Source organism: Sphingomonas sp. R86520, assembly GCF_042466285.1.
Taxonomy (GTDB): Bacteria; Pseudomonadota; Alphaproteobacteria; order Sphingomonadales; family Sphingomonadaceae; genus Sphingomonas.
Genome location: NZ_JAXHBZ010000001.1, coordinates 3,498,344 through 3,513,417, shown reverse-complemented (window position 1 = coordinate 3,513,417; position 15,074 = coordinate 3,498,344). Strand labels below are relative to the sequence as shown.

Genomic DNA, 15,074 nt, shown 5'->3' with positions numbered 1-15,074 from the left:
ATGATGGCCGCCCTATGTGTCGATCACCCTAAACCCTAAACCCTAGACCCGTGACCCATCGCCCCATCCGTCACCCTAGCGAAAGCTAGGGTCTCCCGCGATACGGGCGACGATAGCCTCATGATGAGATCCCAGCTTTCGCTGGGATGACGGGGGGCGGGCGGCATCTCATCCGAAACAGGCTCTTGGAACTACCGAAGCCAGGCGTCGATCGCGGCCCAGCCGTAAAACCCGAACCGCCGCATCCTCTGCCACCGCGATTCGTCCATCCCCCCAAGCGCGATCACCGGCATCCCGAGCCCGCGCCCGATCCGCATAGCGCGCGCCGCACCTAACCCAACCGCGCCGTCATGCGACCGCGTGGCATAAACCGGCGACACGAACAGGGCATCCGCCCCCGCGCGCACCCCAGCCAGCGCCTCCACACGCGAATGCGCGGGCCAGGTCCTGATCCCACGCGTACCCGCTCGACCGTGAATTCCATCGGCCGGAATCGAAGACCCGCCAGCCACCACCACGACCAGTCCACGCGCCCGCGCCAGTCGCAGAACCCGCCGCACCACCGCCCGCCGCTCGCCCGCAGGCGTCGCATAATGCCGGAATATCACCCCCGATCCCGGCGGCAGTCGCCGCAACGCGGGCCACAAGGCGTCGCCCATCCGCTCGTCCGTCATCAGCCAGCGGACGGGAATAGGGTTACGACGCGCCACGTCGCTGCCTATAGCGCGCGGCATGATATCTGACGACACCACGCCGCTCGAGTCCATCCGCACCCGGATCACCAAGGCCGCCGAGATCGCCGATCGCCGGCCCTCCGACGTGACGCTGATCGCCGTCTCCAAGACGCACCCCGCCGAGGCGATCCTACCGTTGCTGGCCGAAGGGCAACGCGTATTCGGCGAGAACCGCGTCCAGGAAGCGGCGGAGAAGTGGCCGGCGTTGCGTGAGGCGTATCCCGACGTCGAACTTCACCTGATCGGCCAGCTCCAGTCGAACAAGGCGGCGGAAGCCGTCGCGCTGTTCGACTGCATCCACGCCGTCGATCGGCCCTCGCTGGTCGAGGCGCTGGCAAAGGCGATGACCGCGTCGGATCGCCGACCGGACTGCTTCATCCAGGTGAACATCGGCGACGAACCGCAAAAGGGCGGCTGCGCGATCGCGGACCTGCCAGCGTTGATCGAGTCGGCGCGTGCCGCCGGCCTGCCGCTCGCCGGGCTCATGTGCCTGCCGCCCGCCGACATCGAACCGGCGCCGTATTTCGCGCTGCTGGCCAAGCTCGCCCGCGATCATGGGCTGACCGGTCTGAGCATGGGCATGTCGGACGATTTCGAAACCGCCGTGACGATCGGCGCGACTCACGTCCGTATCGGCAGCGCGTTGTTTGGCGCACGGGGCATCCCGGCATGACGTTCCCCGTCAGATTCGACGCGCTCCTGTTCGACTTCGACGGCGTGCTGATCGACAGCGAGTCGATCGGCAACCGCCACATCGCCAAATGGCTCACCGCCGCCGGTCATCCGACGACGGCCGAGGATTCGATGGCGAACTTCATGGGGCTCGCCGGTCCGCAGTTCATCGATGCGATCGAACGCTGGATCGATCGACCGCTACCCGAGGAATTCTACGCGGCCCGCAAAGCCGAAGACGAGCGCGTCATGGCGGCGGGAATCGATGCGATCGAAGGCGCCGTCGCGTTCGTCCGCTCGCTCCCCGCCGACCTGCCCAAGGCGATCGTCTCGTCGAGCTCGACTGCGTGGATTTCCCGCCACCTCGAGCATATCGGCCTGCGCGACTCGTTCGGCGACCACCTCTACAGTGGTCGCGAGCATGTGACGCACGGCAAGCCCGCGCCCGATTTATATCTGTTCGGCGCCCGCCAGCTCGGCGTGGATATTGCGCGGACCGCGATCCTCGAAGACTCGCCCGTCGGCGCGACTGGCGCGGTGGCGTCAGGCGGCTACGTCATCGGTTTGTCCGCGGGCTCGCACTGCAACGCCGAGCACGGCGCGCGGCTGAAGGCGATCGGTGTCGACGCGCTGGCGGAGAACTTCGAAGACGTGGCGCGGTTGGTAGGAAGCGCCTGACCCGGTTCTTGGATCCGCGGATAAGTAGACCGGTATACCGTTTTGATAAATTCAACTCCCCGGCGAAGGCCGGGGTCCAGTTGGGGAAGGGGAGTAACAGCGGACGTACCTTCGTTACATCGACCTTCCCAACTGGACCCCGGCCTTCGCCGGTGAGGTGCTTGCTTCAAGACCACGCGTACCTAACGGGCCAGGGAACGGCGGCTAACCCCGCTTCCGCCGCCAGATCGCCCCGACCCCCGCGACCAGATCATACGGGATCGCCGCCGCCTCCCGCGTTCGCATCTTGAGCTGATACCGCCGGCTGCCACCATGCGGCACATGGATGGCACTCGCAGGCATGCCGAGCATCGCGAACAGCATGCGAATGCGTGGCTGGTGATAGCCGTCGGTGCAGATCATGCACTGCGCATACTGGCCCGCGCGCGCGAACGCGGTCGCCGCGACCACGCTCTGCAACGTATCCACGCTCGCCTCGTCGAGATGGATGCGCGACCGGTCGACCGTCTCGGCGAGCACATCCGCCATTACCGACGCCTCGGACGGTCCATGCGCGCCCTTCGCGCCCGAGCAGAACAGGTCCGCATCGACATACCGCGCTGCCGCCGCCGCCGCGAACGCGATGCGCCGCGCCAAGGTCGGACTCGGGCTGCCATCGGGACGAACCGCCGCGCCGAACACCACGATCAGGCGCCGTGAAGGAGGGATCTCGGTCAGAACTGATGCCCCGTGCGGTCGCGCTTGGTGGCGAGATATTGCGCGTTGTGCGGATTGGACGGCAGGAAATGCGGCACGCGCTCGATCACCGTCACACCCGCCGCCTCGAGCCCCGCCACCTTGGCCGGGTTGTTGGTCAGCAACCGTACCTCACGCTGCCCAAGCAACGTCAGCATCCGCGCCGCTACCCCGAAGTCGCGCGCATCGACCGCGAACCCCAGCCGCGTGTTCGCGTCGACGGTATCGAACCCCTGGTCCTGCAGCGCGTACGCGCGCAGCTTGTTGACCAGCCCGATCCCGCGCCCTTCCTGCCGCAGATAGAGCAGGATCCCCCAGCCACTATCCCGGATCGCGTGGATCGCCGCGTGCAATTGAGGCCCGCAATCGCATTTGAGGCTGCCGAGTACGTCGCCCGTCAGGCACTCGCTATGCAGCCGTACCAGCGGCGGCTGGCCATTGGGCTGGCCGATCAGCAACGCGATATGCTCGTCCGCGCTCTCCGGCGAACGAAACGCGACGATCTCGGCGTCTTCAGCGCCCTCGACCGGCAGCCGCGCGCGTGTCGCGAGCGTCAGGCGGGTCGCATCCTCATGCGCGTCGATGTCGGCATGCGTGATCGACACTTCGGGTTCGCTAGTGCCGAGGAAGAACGCCGGCAACAGCCCTGCGATCCGCGCGAGCCGTAACGCCGCCGCCGCCGCCGCAGGATCGGTCACCGGGATCGTGCGAAACGGCCCCTTCATCGGAGTCGCCAGGTCGAACTGCGGATCGGCCAGCGCCGTCGCCGCGGCAAAATCGATCCAGGGCGCGCGGTCGACCAGTACCGGCTCGGTCGGGTCCGCCGCCGCCAGCTGGTTCGCAAGCTTCAGCGTCGCCGCACGTCCCGACGAGATCAGCACGCCACCATTCGCCGCCGGATCGAACGCGGCCAACCGCTCCGCATCCGCCGTCTCGACCGCCAGCAACACCAGCCCGTCGATCGCGATCGGCCAGCCGCGCCGCAACGCATCGACCGCGCGCGCCGCCGCGCGCGGGTTCAAAACGCGAACTCGGTCATGATCGGCACGTGGTCCGACGGCTTCAGCCAGCTCCGGCAGCGTTCATACACATGGTGCGATACCGCCGCCTCGGCGGCCGCACCGGTTGCCCACATGTGATCGAGCCGGCGGCCGCGATCGGACGCTTCCCAATCCTTCGCGCGGTAACTCCACCAGGTGAACAGGCGGGCGGGGGCAGGGTGGAAGCGGCGGCCGAGATCGACCCAGTCACCTGCCGCCTGCAACTTGCCGAGCGCCTCGACTTCCACGGGCGTGTGGCTGACGACGTCGAGCAACTGCTTGTGGCTCCAGACGTCCGATTCGAGCGGGGCTATGTTGAAGTCGCCGACCAGGATGGTGGGGCCGGGGAGCGTTTCCGACCAGGTCGTCATGCGCTCGATAAAGTCGAGCTTCTGGCCGAACTTGGGGTTAACCTCGCGGTCGGGCACGTCGCCGCCGGCGGGGACGTAGACGTTCTCCAGCCTGACCCCGTTCTCCAGCCGGACGCCGATGTGGCGTGCCTCGCTGTTCGCCTGCCAGTCGAACCGGTCGTCCTCGACGATCGGGACGCGGCTGATGATCGCGACGCCGTGGTGCATGCGCTGGCCGTGCAGGACGATGTGCTCGTAGCCAAGCGCGCGGAATGCCTCCAACGGGAAGTTCCCGTCGATGACCTTGGTCTCCTGCAGGCACAGGATGTCGGGCTGCTCGTCGCGCAGAAACTGTTCGACGATGGCGATCCGGAAACGGACCGAGTTGATGTTCCAGGAGACGATCTTCACGAGCGCGATGTAGCGTTGCGGGGGGGTGGGGACAAGGAACGCCGCCGGGGGTGCGGAAGAAGGGAGAAGTCAGGAGGCGCCATCGGCAAAGCCGTTGTCGTCGACCGGGCCCTGGGAGAACAGGGGCCCGTCGGCCGCGCTTGAGCGAGGTAGGAAAATTCATTTTCCTGCCGCTCTACGCGAAAGACCCTCGCTCCGGGGGCATGGAGCGAGGGCCAACTCAGCGTTCGTCACGCAGGCGAGAGGTGGGGAAACCATCCGGGCAACAGGGGGAAAAATCCCGAATGCCCCACATCCGCAAGCCACGCTCTAGGGGTCTGAACCTGTCGCTTGCATGAATGACGCGAAAGTTATGTTACTTTCTTCCACCTTTTTGACGCGGGTCGTTCCAGCGGAAGGTGTTGTCGCTGACGGGGGCGCCGAATTTCTGGTTTGTCAGGCGGACCGTGGTCCGGTTGTTCTGACTGTCGAGCATCACCCAGCCCTGCAGCATCATCCCGCCCGGCGCGCCGGCGCTGCGCACGAACACCAAAGTGATGCGGCCATATTCCGGATGCTTGGGATCGTTTGCCTCGACCGACACGATTCGCGGATCATAGCCGGGGACGAGCTTGGCATAGCGCGTGATGTCGCGCGCCGGGTCGAGCAGGATGCTGAGCGGGGAATTCTTGATCGGCCAGCGCTGCACCTGGTTTACCGAATAATCGATGAAGGTCAGCGCGCCGCCTTCCGCGACGATCAGGATCGGCACGCCTTTCTCGTACTGGAACCGCAGCTTGCCGGGCTTCTTCAGCGACAGCACGCCGGTCAGCACCTTGCCGTTGCGATCCGCCTGCGAGAAGTTCGCGGTCATCGTCTCGAGCGATTGCAGATGCTTCTGCACCGCCGCGAGATCGCCGGTCGCCTGCGCGGCGATCGGCGTGGGGACGGCAGCGACGGACATAGCGGCGATCGTCGCGATCACCGCGGGGCGGGTATTGAACATCGAAATCTCCTTGAGCGCGCCATCAGTGCCGCGACGGGCTTGAACCGCCCGTGAACTCGTCAGGCATGAACTCGTCAGGCGTGAACCCCTATAGCGTGATCGCGGCCTTCATGCCGAGCACGCCGACGTCGTTGGCATCGTGCACGCCGCCCGGATTGTGGATGAACTGCACGTTCGGCCGCAATTCCAGCCAGTTGGTCGGGTGCACGCTGTAATAGATTTCCGACGCATATTCCGCATCCTGCACCTCGGGAAGGGCAGGATCGAGCGTCTCACCCTTGGCGAGCCGCCCGTTGACGTTGGTCCGCGCCACCGCGAACCCCAGGATGTCGCCCGGCCGCCACGGCACCAGCCCCTTGTAGAACAGCCCGGCGGCAATCTGGTTGTCGGTCACCGAAGTCGCACGGTCGGCCTGCGTCACGTTCAGGAACACGCTGAGCCCGGTCACCGACTTGCCATCCTTCGACGTGCCGGAGATCTGCTGCTGCATGTTGAAATACACGCCGTAGCGTGCGCTGCGACGGAGTGGATCGAGGCCCGTGATGGCGATCGGCTGGCGATTGACGTCGTAGAACACGTCGTCACCGTTCGCGGTGCTGACCCAGCCGCCAACCTTGTACGCGCCGACATGGCCGTCATCGCCGCCGCGAACCCAGCCCGCCTCGACCGGGATCAGCACCCCGGTCGCGCCGTGGAAATGGCCGATCACAAAATCCTTGTCGAGATTGCGCGGGTTCACTTCGTACACGGCGGCCTTGAACGTCAACTGGTCGCTCGGATCGTAGCGCAGCCGGGCGCCCCACTGGCTGACCGGCCAGTTCTGCCAGTAATCGCCGGCCAGATTGCCCGGTTGCGCACCGCAGAAGCTCAGATTCTGGAAATAACAGGAGAAGACCGCGAAATCCTCGCCGGGATTGGTCCGGCCGACCTTCAGTTCGAGCTTTTCGCCGAGCTTTTGTTCGTACCACAGCTGCGTCAATCGCACCGTCTGGCCGCGGCCATAGACTTCCTGCACCTGTTGCAGCACGCCGAGATTAGCGTCGGCACCCAGATCGCGCCCGCGGCGATAGGTGACGGTCGCCTGGAACGCGCCGCCCTGAAGCCCGACGACCTTGTCGAGATCGAGCAGCACGCCGACGTCGAACTGGCCGGTCTCGCGGACCAGCTTCCGGTCGCCGCCCGAGAAATTATAGGCGCTTTCCGACGCGTAGCGCGCGCTGAGGCCGATGCCGCGATCCGCAAGGCGTTTGCGGATATCGAACCAGTCCGCGAACAGGCCAGGCGGCGGGGTGCGTTGCGTATCGGCGGTGAGGGCCGACGGGGAAATATCGCTGTCGCGGCGAACGCCGGAGCGGGGGCGGTGCTGGGTGTCGGTCGTGCTGCTGCCGGGGGTTTGCTTGACGGTATCCTGTGCGGAGACCTGCCCGGGTATGGCGAGTGCCACCGCCGCTGCCGCACAGAACCGCCGATACTGCATTACGCCCACCTGTTCTTCGTAACTTGTATCAACCCCGTAGACCGGACGTCGGTTGTTCGAAAGCCTTGTCCAAAGCTATGCCTTGGTAAAGCGCACCCCCTTCCAGTTCTCCCGCGAAGGCGGGAGCCCAGGGTTCCAAGCGACATCGCTAGTGGCTCCTGGACCCCCGCGTTCGCGAGGGAACAGGGAAGGTTTCTCAAACAACGGCCCGGGAGGTTGCGACGTTAGATCGCATGCCCCTCGGTGTCGCGCAGCACTTCGCGGCGGCCGACATGATCCGGGCGGCCGACGATGCCGTCCTTCTCCATCCGCTCGATCAACCGCGCGGCCGAGTTGTAGCCGATCCGCAACTGCCGCTGGAGCCACGACGTCGATGCCTTCTGCGACTCGCACACCAGCTGGATCGCCTGGCGATATTGCTGGTCCTCCGCGGAGTCTTCACCGGTCGGTGAGCCCTCCAGCGCGAAGCTCTCCTCGGGCTCCTCAGTGACGGAGGAGATGTAATCGGGCAGCCCCTGCGAGCGCCAGTGATCCGCCACCAGCCGCACTTCGTCATCGGTCACGAACGGTCCGTGGACGCGGACGATGCCCTTGCCGCCGGGCATGTAGAGCATGTCGCCCTTGCCGAGCAGCTGCTCCGCGCCCTGCTCGCCGAGAATGGTGCGCGAATCGATCTTCGAGGTGACGTGGAAGCTGATCCGGGTCGGCAGATTGGCCTTGATGACGCCGGTGATGACGTCGACCGACGGCCGCTGCGTCGCCATGATCAGGTGGATGCCCGCCGCGCGCGCCTTCTGCGCAAGCCGCTGGATCAGGAATTCGACCTCCTTGCCCGCGGTCATCATCAGATCGGCGAGCTCGTCGACGATCACGACGATCTGCGGCAGCACGTCGTATTCGAGCTTTTCCTCCTCGTACATCGGCGCGCCGGTGTCCGGGTGGTACCCCGTCTGCACCTTCCGTCCGAGCGGCTGTCCCTTCGCCTTCGCGCCGCGCACCTTGTCGTTGAAGCCGGCGAGGCTGCGCACGCCGACGGAGGACATCTGGCGATAGCGATCCTCCATCGTCTCGACCGCCCATTTGAGCGCGCGCACCGCCTTGGCGGGATCGGTCACGACCGGCGACAGCAGGTGCGGAATGTCGTCGTACATGCTCAGTTCGAGCATCTTCGGATCGATCATGATCATCCGGCACTGGTTCGGCGTCAGCTTGTACAGCAGCGACAGGATCATGCTGTTGAGGCCGACCGACTTGCCCGAACCGGTCGTGCCCGCGACCAGCAGATGCGGCATCGGTGCGAGATCGGCGATCACCGAATCGCCCGCGATGTTCTTGCCGAGGATGATCGGCAACTGCGCCGACTGGTCCTCGAACGTCTGGCTGCCGACGAGTTCGTGCAACGACACCGCCTCGCGCCGCGCATTCGGCAACTCGATCCCGATCACGTTGCGCCCCGGGATCACAGCGACGCGCGCCGAGATCGCGGACATGTTGCGCGCGATATCGTCGGCCAGCGCGATCACGCGGCTCGCCTTGATGCCCGGCGCGGGCTCCAGTTCGTACATCGTCACGACCGGGCCCGGCCGCACTTCGATGATCGATCCCTTCACGTGGAAATCGTCGAGCACGTTCTCCAGCAGCCGCGCGTTGCGCTCGAGCCCCGCCTTGTCGATCACGTTGCCCTGGCTCGGCGGCGACGGCGTCAGCAGGTCGAGGCTCGGCAGCGTGAAATTGTCGCGCAGGTCGAGCGACGACTGGCGCTCCTTGGGCTTGGCCTGCGACGGCGCGTTCTGGCGATCCGCGATTACCGGGGCAGGGCGGGGGTCCGGCTCTGCCAGAGCACGCGGCTCGACCGGTTTCCGCGTCAACGTCAGCGGTTCGTCGTCGTCCTCGTCGATCTCCGCAAAGCCGTCATAGCCGAGCGCCTCCGTCCGATTGCGGCGGGGCAGGCGCCATTTGCGCTCGCCGAGATCGATCTCGATGCTCTTGCCCCAGACGATCGCACCCGCGATCGCTGCGACCAGCCCGATCGCGCGCGCGGACCAGAGTTCGGCGACCGGTTGGCCGATGAAGCTCAACGCCCAGTGTACCGCGCTGGAGACCGACAGGCCGATCACGCCGCCCCAGCCGGCGGGTAGCGCCAGCACCGACGTGCCGGACACGAACGCCAGCGCGCTCGCCATCAGCGCGACGCCGATCGCCGCGCCGCGCACCATCCGCACCCAATGCCCGAGCGGCGCGTCACGCCACAATCGCATCCCCAGAATCGGTCCGATCGGCAGCAGCAACGCGACCGCCGGTCCGAACAGCGTGAGCGCGATATCGGCGAACCACGCACCCGGCGGCCCGACCAGATTGGCGGGGTCGCCGCCCGACGCGGTGTTCAGCGCGGGGTCGCTCGGGTGATAGCTCGCCAGCGCCAGCGCCATCAGCAGCGTGCCGACGAACAACGCGATCGCCGCGATCAGCGCGCCGCTGCGGACGGCACCCGCCTTCACCGTCTCACGCCACAAGGCTGGCTGCGCGCGGCTGGCCATGACCCGTATTCTCCAGTTGCAGTATAATGCGGAAATGCATCGCGCTAGGCGGGCTGAACGTCAAGGTAACCACGCGACAACACGCGTTAAGCTGCGCCCGGATCGTCGTTGGCAGCGACCGGCGGGCGGGATAAAGCGGGCTCATGGACACAGATGTAATCATCCTCGGTGGCGGGCTGGTCGGCGCGACGCTCGCCGTGGCGCTCGACGTGCACGGAATCTCGACGATCGTGATCGACCCCGCCGACCCCGCGGTAACGCTGGCCCCCGGCTTCGACGGCCGTGCGTCGGCGGTCGCGAGCGCGAGCCACCGCATGCTCGATGCGATCGGCATCGGCGCGACGCTGGCGGGGCAGGGCTGTGCGATCCGACAGATCCGTGTCAGCGACGGGCTCGAACCCGGTGCGCTCGATTTCGTCCCCGATGCCGACGATGGTGCACTGGGCACGATGTACGAGAACAAGCTGCTCCGTCGCACGCTGTTCGACGCCGCGACCGCCGCGGCGCAGGTCGACCTGCGGATGATGACGCGCGCGATCTCGGTCGATCGCGCCGAATCGGGCGTCACCGTCACGCTGGATACGGGCGACGTCGTCCGGGCACCCTTGCTCATCGCCGCGGAGGGCCGCAACTCGCCGACGCGCGAGGCCGCCGGGATCACGATCGCGCGCTGGTCGTACGAGCACACCGCGATCATCGCCGCGTTCCACCACGAACGCTCGCACGAGGACGTCGCGTACGAGATCTTCTATGCGAGCGGCCCGTTCGCGCTGCTTCCGCTGCCGGATGATGCCGATGGCCACCGCTCCGCGATCGTCTGGACGGTCGACGCGAAGAACGCCCCCGGCATGCTCAAGCTCGGCGACCGCGCGTTCCTGGCCGAAGCGGAAAAGAGCATGGGCGGCTTTCTCGGCAAGCTGTCGATGGCCACACCGCGGTCGAGCTACCCGCTCGGCTTCCACCATGCCGCACGGATTACCGACCAGCGGCTCGCATTGGTCGGCGACGCGGGCCACGGCATCCACCCGATCGCCGGACAAGGGCTCAACCTCGGCTTCCGCGACGTCGCGACGCTTGCCGAAGTGCTGGTCGAGGGCAAGCGGCTCGGCCTCGACCTCGGCGACGCAGCGCTGCTCGCGCGCTACCAGCGCTGGCGCGGGCTCGACACGTTCATGACCGCCGCCGCCACCGACACGCTCACCCGCCTGTTCGGCCTGCCCGGCAAGACCGCGAGCGCCGTGCGTCGGTTCGGCATCAGCGCCGTCAACGCGATCCCGCCGCTCAAGGACCGCTTCATGGCGGAAGCACGGGGCGAAAGCGGCGACCTGCCGAAGCTGTTGCAGGGTCTTACGATCTGAGGGGTTCGATCTGCTTGTCGTGAACGCGTGACAGCAGCAGCCGTGAAGGCGCCGAGAGGCTTCGCAGGCAGGAGACGGCTGCAGGACCGCGGCAAGTGGAAACGTGACACCTCGATCCCTGCGGCCAACGACATTCGCTCTAGCCGTCGCGGCGACGTCGCGGCTTCACGCTCGCCAACCATCCCAATCGGGTCGCAAGCGATCGGTGGCTACAGCAGTGTATTGAAACGGCACGAGTTTTTAACGCCTCCCTGCGACAGGCTCAAAAAAACCGTCGAGCGACTACCTTGCCCTTTCTCTTCAATCTTCATTTTCAGCATTCCGGTTCCCTGGTCGCGGTCGCGATCGGGATATGCCTGACCGCGAGTTGGGCCGTTGCCTTGCTGACCACCGATTTGGCCAATGCGAGCGCCGATGCGACCACGCTCGAACCATTCGGCTGGCGTCATGCGACGCTCGCGCTGGCGGCGGGTCTCGGCGTCTGGGCCACGCACTTCATCGCCATACTCGCCTATCGTCCCGATCTTCTGCTTCGGTACGATCCCGTCGTGACCGCGTTGTCGGCCTGTGTCGGCATCATGACCGTCGGTATGCCGATGGTCGCGATCACCCGACTGCGGCGGGATGGCGGGCGGATCGTTGCGGCAACCGCCGCCGGTGCAGGTATCTGGTGCATGCATGCCGTCGGTATCACCGGCATGCTGGACTGCGCGCATTTCTTTTCCTGGCCGACGAACATCGCCGGTATCCTGCTCGGGACGATTCTTCTGTCGTCGTGGCAATGCAACCCGGCCTGGTCCGGTTCGCATCCCATCGGATGCCTGATGTTCGCGCTGGCGATATGCGTGACGCACTTCGTTTCGCTGTCGGGCGACATCGTCGTCGCGAGCGTCAACGATGTCGAAGGCGGCGTCCTGTCGCCGGGGCTCGTCGCCGCGTGCATGACATTTGCCGTCTCCGTCACGTGCCTCGGCAGCCTGCTGACCTTCGCACGATTCAAGACGACGCGAGAGGAAGAAGCACAGACGCTGAAATCCGTCATGGAAAGCATGTCGGATGGGCTGGTATTCATCGACCGTGACGGACGCCTGCGGCATTTCAACCGTCGTTTTCTCGACCTGTTCAACACGCCGGTCGATGCGATCGCCATCGGCTGGACGATCGACCAGTTCTTGGATGTCATCGCGCAGTATCGCGGTTGGACGTCCGAGAAACGTATCCTGGTCGGTGGCGGCATGAAGCAGTGGGTGCAGATGGACAGCGACTTCGATCGCGAATGCGAACTGGAGGACGGCCGCATCTTCCAGATGCAATGTCGGTCGATACCGAGGCAGGGTATCGTGCTGACGTTCGACGACGTGAGTGCCGAACGCCGCGCACTCGATACGCTCAAGCATCTCGCCTATCACGACCCCTTGACCGGACTGGGCAACCGTCGCTCGCTACGCGAGGAGAAGGAGGCGCGGATTGCGCTCGGGAGGCCGTTCTCGCTGCTGCTGATCGACCTGGACGATTTCAAGCGGATCAACGATGCCTTCGGGCATGCGGTGGGCGATACGTTGCTGGTGCATGTAGCGGCGGAACTCCAGGATCTGCTGCCGGCGGACAGCTTCGTCGCGCGGATGGGCGGGGACGAGATTGCGATACTCGCGACGCAGACCGATGAGGCAGCGACCGCATTGGCCGAGGAGATCGTCGTCCGGTTGAGCGCGCCAGTGATCATCGACGAGCGTCGGCTGCTTCCCAGTTGCAGCATCGGCATCGCCGGGTTCGCCAACGACCAGACCGCCGACGATTTGATGAAGCGCGCCGACATGGCGCTGTACGAGGCAAAGCGGCTGGGGCGTCGACGTGCGCATGCCTATGTCCCGGGGCTCGCCGAACGATTGGCGGACCGGCAGCAGATCACCGACGATCTTTACGAAGTCGTCCAGAGCGGCGGTTTCGCACTAGCGTTCCAGCCGGTCGTTGAACTGTCGTCGGGCATGACCACGGGGTATGAGGCACTCATCCGCTGGAACCACCCGGTTCGGGGCTGGATATCGCCCGAGTTATTCATTCCGATCGCCGAAGAATGCGGGCTGATCGAGGAAATCGGACGGTGGGTCATCATGGACGCGTGCCGTCAATTGTCCGGTTGGTCGCCACATCTGCATGTCGCGATCAACGTCTCGGCGGGCCAGTTGAAATCCGACGCGCTGCTGCATCATCTGACCCAGGCCATTCTCGTCCACGGCGTAGCCGCCGAGCGCGTCGAGGTGGAGATCACCGAAACCGCGCTGATCGACGATGCGGCGCGAACCGCGGTGATGCTGGAGAGAATCCGCAGGATGGGGATCAAGGTCGCACTGGATGATTTCGGCACCGGGCAATCGTCGCTGGCGCATCTCCGCGATTTCCAGTTCGACCGCATCAAGATCGATCGCAGCTTCGTGATCCGCGCCGCTTCGGACCCGCGATGCATGGCGGTACTGCGGGCGACCGTCGGCATTGGTCAGGAACTGGGCGTGATCACCCACGCGGAAGGCGTCGAAACGAAGGAGCAACTCGCGTTGCTGCGTTCAATCGGCTGCGATGCCGTGCAGGGATATCTGGTCGGGAAACCCGTCGTGCCGTTCACCGATACCTTCGCGCCGCTCAATCTGGCGCCGCCCGGCGTACTTGCCGACATGCCGAGCGACATGGCCGGAGGTATTGGTCGGATCGCCGCGTGACGGCGACCGATGTTCGTTTCGGCAAGGATCGAGTATCCGGGTAAGGGCGTCGTCTTCACAATCGACGCACCACTCTAACTCTTGGGTTTCATGGCCAAGCCTTCTCCACTGACGACGCCGGATGGCCGTTACATCGTCGTACGCGGGAGACTTTGGCGAACGGCGAATCCGGGATTGCCCGACGACGAGCGGACGCACCTCGTCGCGGCGTTGATGGACGGCAGGCGGGGCGTCGCCACGGCGAAGCGCGCGAACGATAGCATCGCGGAGAAAACCGCTCGTGCCGCGGTCGACGCCGCGAAGCACGGGTTGGGCGAACGAGGACCGGTATGGTGGACGGATGGCGCGCCCGACCTGAACCGCCACATGGCCAGGACGACGGTCTATGCCGATTGGTTTGCGACAATAAACCCCGCGGGGGAGGCTGCGTAGCCTCGCCGGAGACACGCAACGCCTCGTGATGCCGGCTGGTCAGGCAAAGTTGGATTCAGCCGGTGCGTCGTTGCGCAGACGGCGACCATCGTTGCCTGGCTGGGTGAGGAAACCCAGAAAGTTGGTCAGTTCGATCCGTCGCTTCGCTTCATCGGCGAATTCGCTGTCGACGCCCAGCGCCCATAGCATCGACCGGCGATCGGGCGCGTCGTGCAAGGCGTCGAGCTGCGTGGCGCGCGTTTCTACGTCCTCGATCGTGTCCGCGAGACCAGCGTCGACGATATCCGCAGCCTGCCGGCGCAGCGCCGCCGCGATCTCGCCGAGCGCGAGTTCGGGATGATATTGTACGCCCCAGAACGTCCCGCCGTCGTGCCGGATCTCGGCCGCCTGGATAGCCGTCACGGCATTGCTCGCCAGCAAAATGGCGTCGGCAGGTAGCGCCTCCACTTCATCGCCGTGTATCGCCGGCGCGTCCCAGCTTGCCGCGCGTCCGACGAGTAGCGGGTGGCCGCGTCCGGCTTCGGTCCGCGTGATCCGTCGCGCTATGCCAGCCTCCATCCGGGCCGGCATCTTGCGGACCTTGCCACCGGCAGCGGCCACCGCGAGCTGCAATCCCGCGCATGATCCGAACGACGGGACAGTCGAGGCGAAGACGTTGCGCATGAAAGCGAGCTGGCGGCGGACCTCCGGGGTGTCGTCATAGACGTGAAGCGGGGAGCCGGTGACGAACACCGCGTCGAATGCACGCAGGGCGGCCGGTTCGAATATCTGTGCGTCGTCATCGGCGGGGGCGACGATCGTGATCTTTGCGTCGGGCCGAAGCTGGCGTAGCGTCGCTGCATAGGTCTCGCCCGAGCTTTTGCCGACGTCCCGGCGACGCGCCTCGCGCTCGTCGGCGGTCTCACTTTCGGCAACCAGAAAATGTAGCAAACCTCGTCCTTTACCTCATCG

At 65.8% G+C, this 15,074-nt stretch carries 13 protein-coding genes; 5 read left to right on the top strand and 8 right to left on the bottom strand.

The features are described 5' to 3' along the window. Positions 1-191: 191 nt before the first annotated feature. Positions 192-710, bottom strand: a complete 519-nt coding sequence (locus tag SJY41_RS16095; RefSeq protein ID WP_380783223.1) for a thiamine phosphate synthase — start codon at positions 708-710, stop codon at positions 192-194. Between the two features lie 22 nt (positions 711-732). On the opposite strand from SJY41_RS16095, the gene SJY41_RS16090 reads away from it, so the two are divergent. Then, entirely contained in the window at positions 733-1,407 is a 675-nt protein-coding gene (locus SJY41_RS16090; protein WP_380783222.1) for a YggS family pyridoxal phosphate-dependent enzyme, read from the top strand. Beyond that, positions 1,404-2,084 carry an HAD family hydrolase gene (locus tag SJY41_RS16085; RefSeq protein WP_380783221.1) on the top strand — a complete coding sequence of 227 codons (681 nt, stop codon included), beginning with the start codon at positions 1,404-1,406 and terminating at the stop codon, positions 2,082-2,084. Before SJY41_RS16090 ends, SJY41_RS16085 begins: the two co-directional genes overlap by 4 nt. Positions 2,085-2,288: 204 nt before the next feature. Here the strand turns inward: SJY41_RS16085 and SJY41_RS16080 are convergent, their stop codons facing one another. The 6 genes from SJY41_RS16080 to SJY41_RS16055 form a co-directional block, all read right to left on the bottom strand. After that, on the bottom strand, positions 2,289-2,768 hold the full coding sequence (locus tag SJY41_RS16080; protein WP_380783220.1) for a YdcF family protein: 480 nt from the start codon (positions 2,766-2,768) through the stop codon (positions 2,289-2,291). Between the two features lie 29 nt (positions 2,769-2,797). Beyond that, complete coding sequence (ribA, locus tag SJY41_RS16075; protein ID WP_380783219.1) at positions 2,798-3,841, bottom strand: GTP cyclohydrolase II; 1,044 nt, start codon at positions 3,839-3,841, stop codon at positions 2,798-2,800. Beyond that, a complete protein-coding gene (locus SJY41_RS16070) occupies positions 3,838-4,620 on the bottom strand; it encodes an exodeoxyribonuclease III (protein ID WP_380783218.1) in 783 nt (260 codons plus the stop codon). The genes ribA and SJY41_RS16070 overlap by 4 nt, the downstream gene beginning before the upstream one ends. A 355-nt stretch (positions 4,621-4,975) precedes the next feature. Next, entirely contained in the window at positions 4,976-5,605 is a 630-nt protein-coding gene (locus SJY41_RS16065; RefSeq protein WP_380783217.1) for an outer membrane lipoprotein carrier protein LolA, read from the bottom strand. Between the two features lie 88 nt (positions 5,606-5,693). After that, positions 5,694-7,082 carry a carbohydrate porin gene (locus tag SJY41_RS16060; protein WP_380783216.1) on the bottom strand — a complete coding sequence of 463 codons (1,389 nt, stop codon included), beginning with the start codon at positions 7,080-7,082 and terminating at the stop codon, positions 5,694-5,696. A 224-nt stretch (positions 7,083-7,306) separates the two neighbouring features. Further along, on the bottom strand, positions 7,307-9,619 hold the full coding sequence (locus tag SJY41_RS16055; RefSeq protein WP_380783215.1) for a DNA translocase FtsK: 2,313 nt from the start codon (positions 9,617-9,619) through the stop codon (positions 7,307-7,309). A gap of 143 nt (positions 9,620-9,762) precedes the next feature. Between SJY41_RS16055 and SJY41_RS16050 the strand changes: the two genes are divergently transcribed. From SJY41_RS16050 to SJY41_RS16040, 3 genes are all read left to right on the top strand, one after another. Further along, positions 9,763-10,977 carry a UbiH/UbiF/VisC/COQ6 family ubiquinone biosynthesis hydroxylase gene (locus SJY41_RS16050; RefSeq protein ID WP_380783213.1) on the top strand — a complete coding sequence of 405 codons (1,215 nt, stop codon included), beginning with the start codon at positions 9,763-9,765 and terminating at the stop codon, positions 10,975-10,977. 287 nt (positions 10,978-11,264) lie between these two features. Then, the gene (locus SJY41_RS16045; RefSeq protein WP_380783212.1) at positions 11,265-13,691 is read left to right on the top strand and encodes an EAL domain-containing protein; all 2,427 of its coding nucleotides are present in this window, start codon (positions 11,265-11,267) and stop codon (positions 13,689-13,691) included. 90 nt (positions 13,692-13,781) lie between these two features. After that, the gene (locus SJY41_RS16040; RefSeq protein ID WP_380783211.1) at positions 13,782-14,123 is read left to right on the top strand and encodes a hypothetical protein; all 342 of its coding nucleotides are present in this window, start codon (positions 13,782-13,784) and stop codon (positions 14,121-14,123) included. A 39-nt stretch (positions 14,124-14,162) separates the two neighbouring features. Here SJY41_RS16040 and SJY41_RS16035 read toward each other — a convergent pair whose 3' ends face one another. Continuing rightward, positions 14,163-15,053, bottom strand: coding sequence for a type 1 glutamine amidotransferase (locus SJY41_RS16035; RefSeq protein WP_380783210.1), 891 nt, complete (start codon positions 15,051-15,053; stop codon positions 14,163-14,165). Positions 15,054-15,074 lie beyond the last annotated feature (21 nt).

Excerpts from the sequence above, each read along its gene's own strand:
- SJY41_RS16055 (WP_380783215.1), bottom strand. The coding sequence starts at position 9,619 with ATGGCCAGCCGCGCGCAGCCAGCCTTGTGGCGTGAGACGGTGAAGGCG.
- SJY41_RS16085 (WP_380783221.1), top strand. The coding sequence starts at position 1,404 with ATGACGTTCCCCGTCAGATTCGACGCGCTCCTGTTCGACTTCGACGGC.
- SJY41_RS16050 (WP_380783213.1), top strand. The coding sequence starts at position 9,763 with ATGGACACAGATGTAATCATCCTCGGTGGCGGGCTGGTCGGCGCGACG.
- SJY41_RS16040 (WP_380783211.1), top strand. The coding sequence starts at position 13,782 with ATGGCCAAGCCTTCTCCACTGACGACGCCGGATGGCCGTTACATCGTC.
- SJY41_RS16090 (WP_380783222.1), top strand. The coding sequence starts at position 733 with ATGATATCTGACGACACCACGCCGCTCGAGTCCATCCGCACCCGGATC.
- SJY41_RS16060 (WP_380783216.1), bottom strand. The coding sequence starts at position 7,082 with ATGCAGTATCGGCGGTTCTGTGCGGCAGCGGCGGTGGCACTCGCCATA.
- SJY41_RS16065 (WP_380783217.1), bottom strand. The coding sequence starts at position 5,605 with ATGTTCAATACCCGCCCCGCGGTGATCGCGACGATCGCCGCTATGTCC.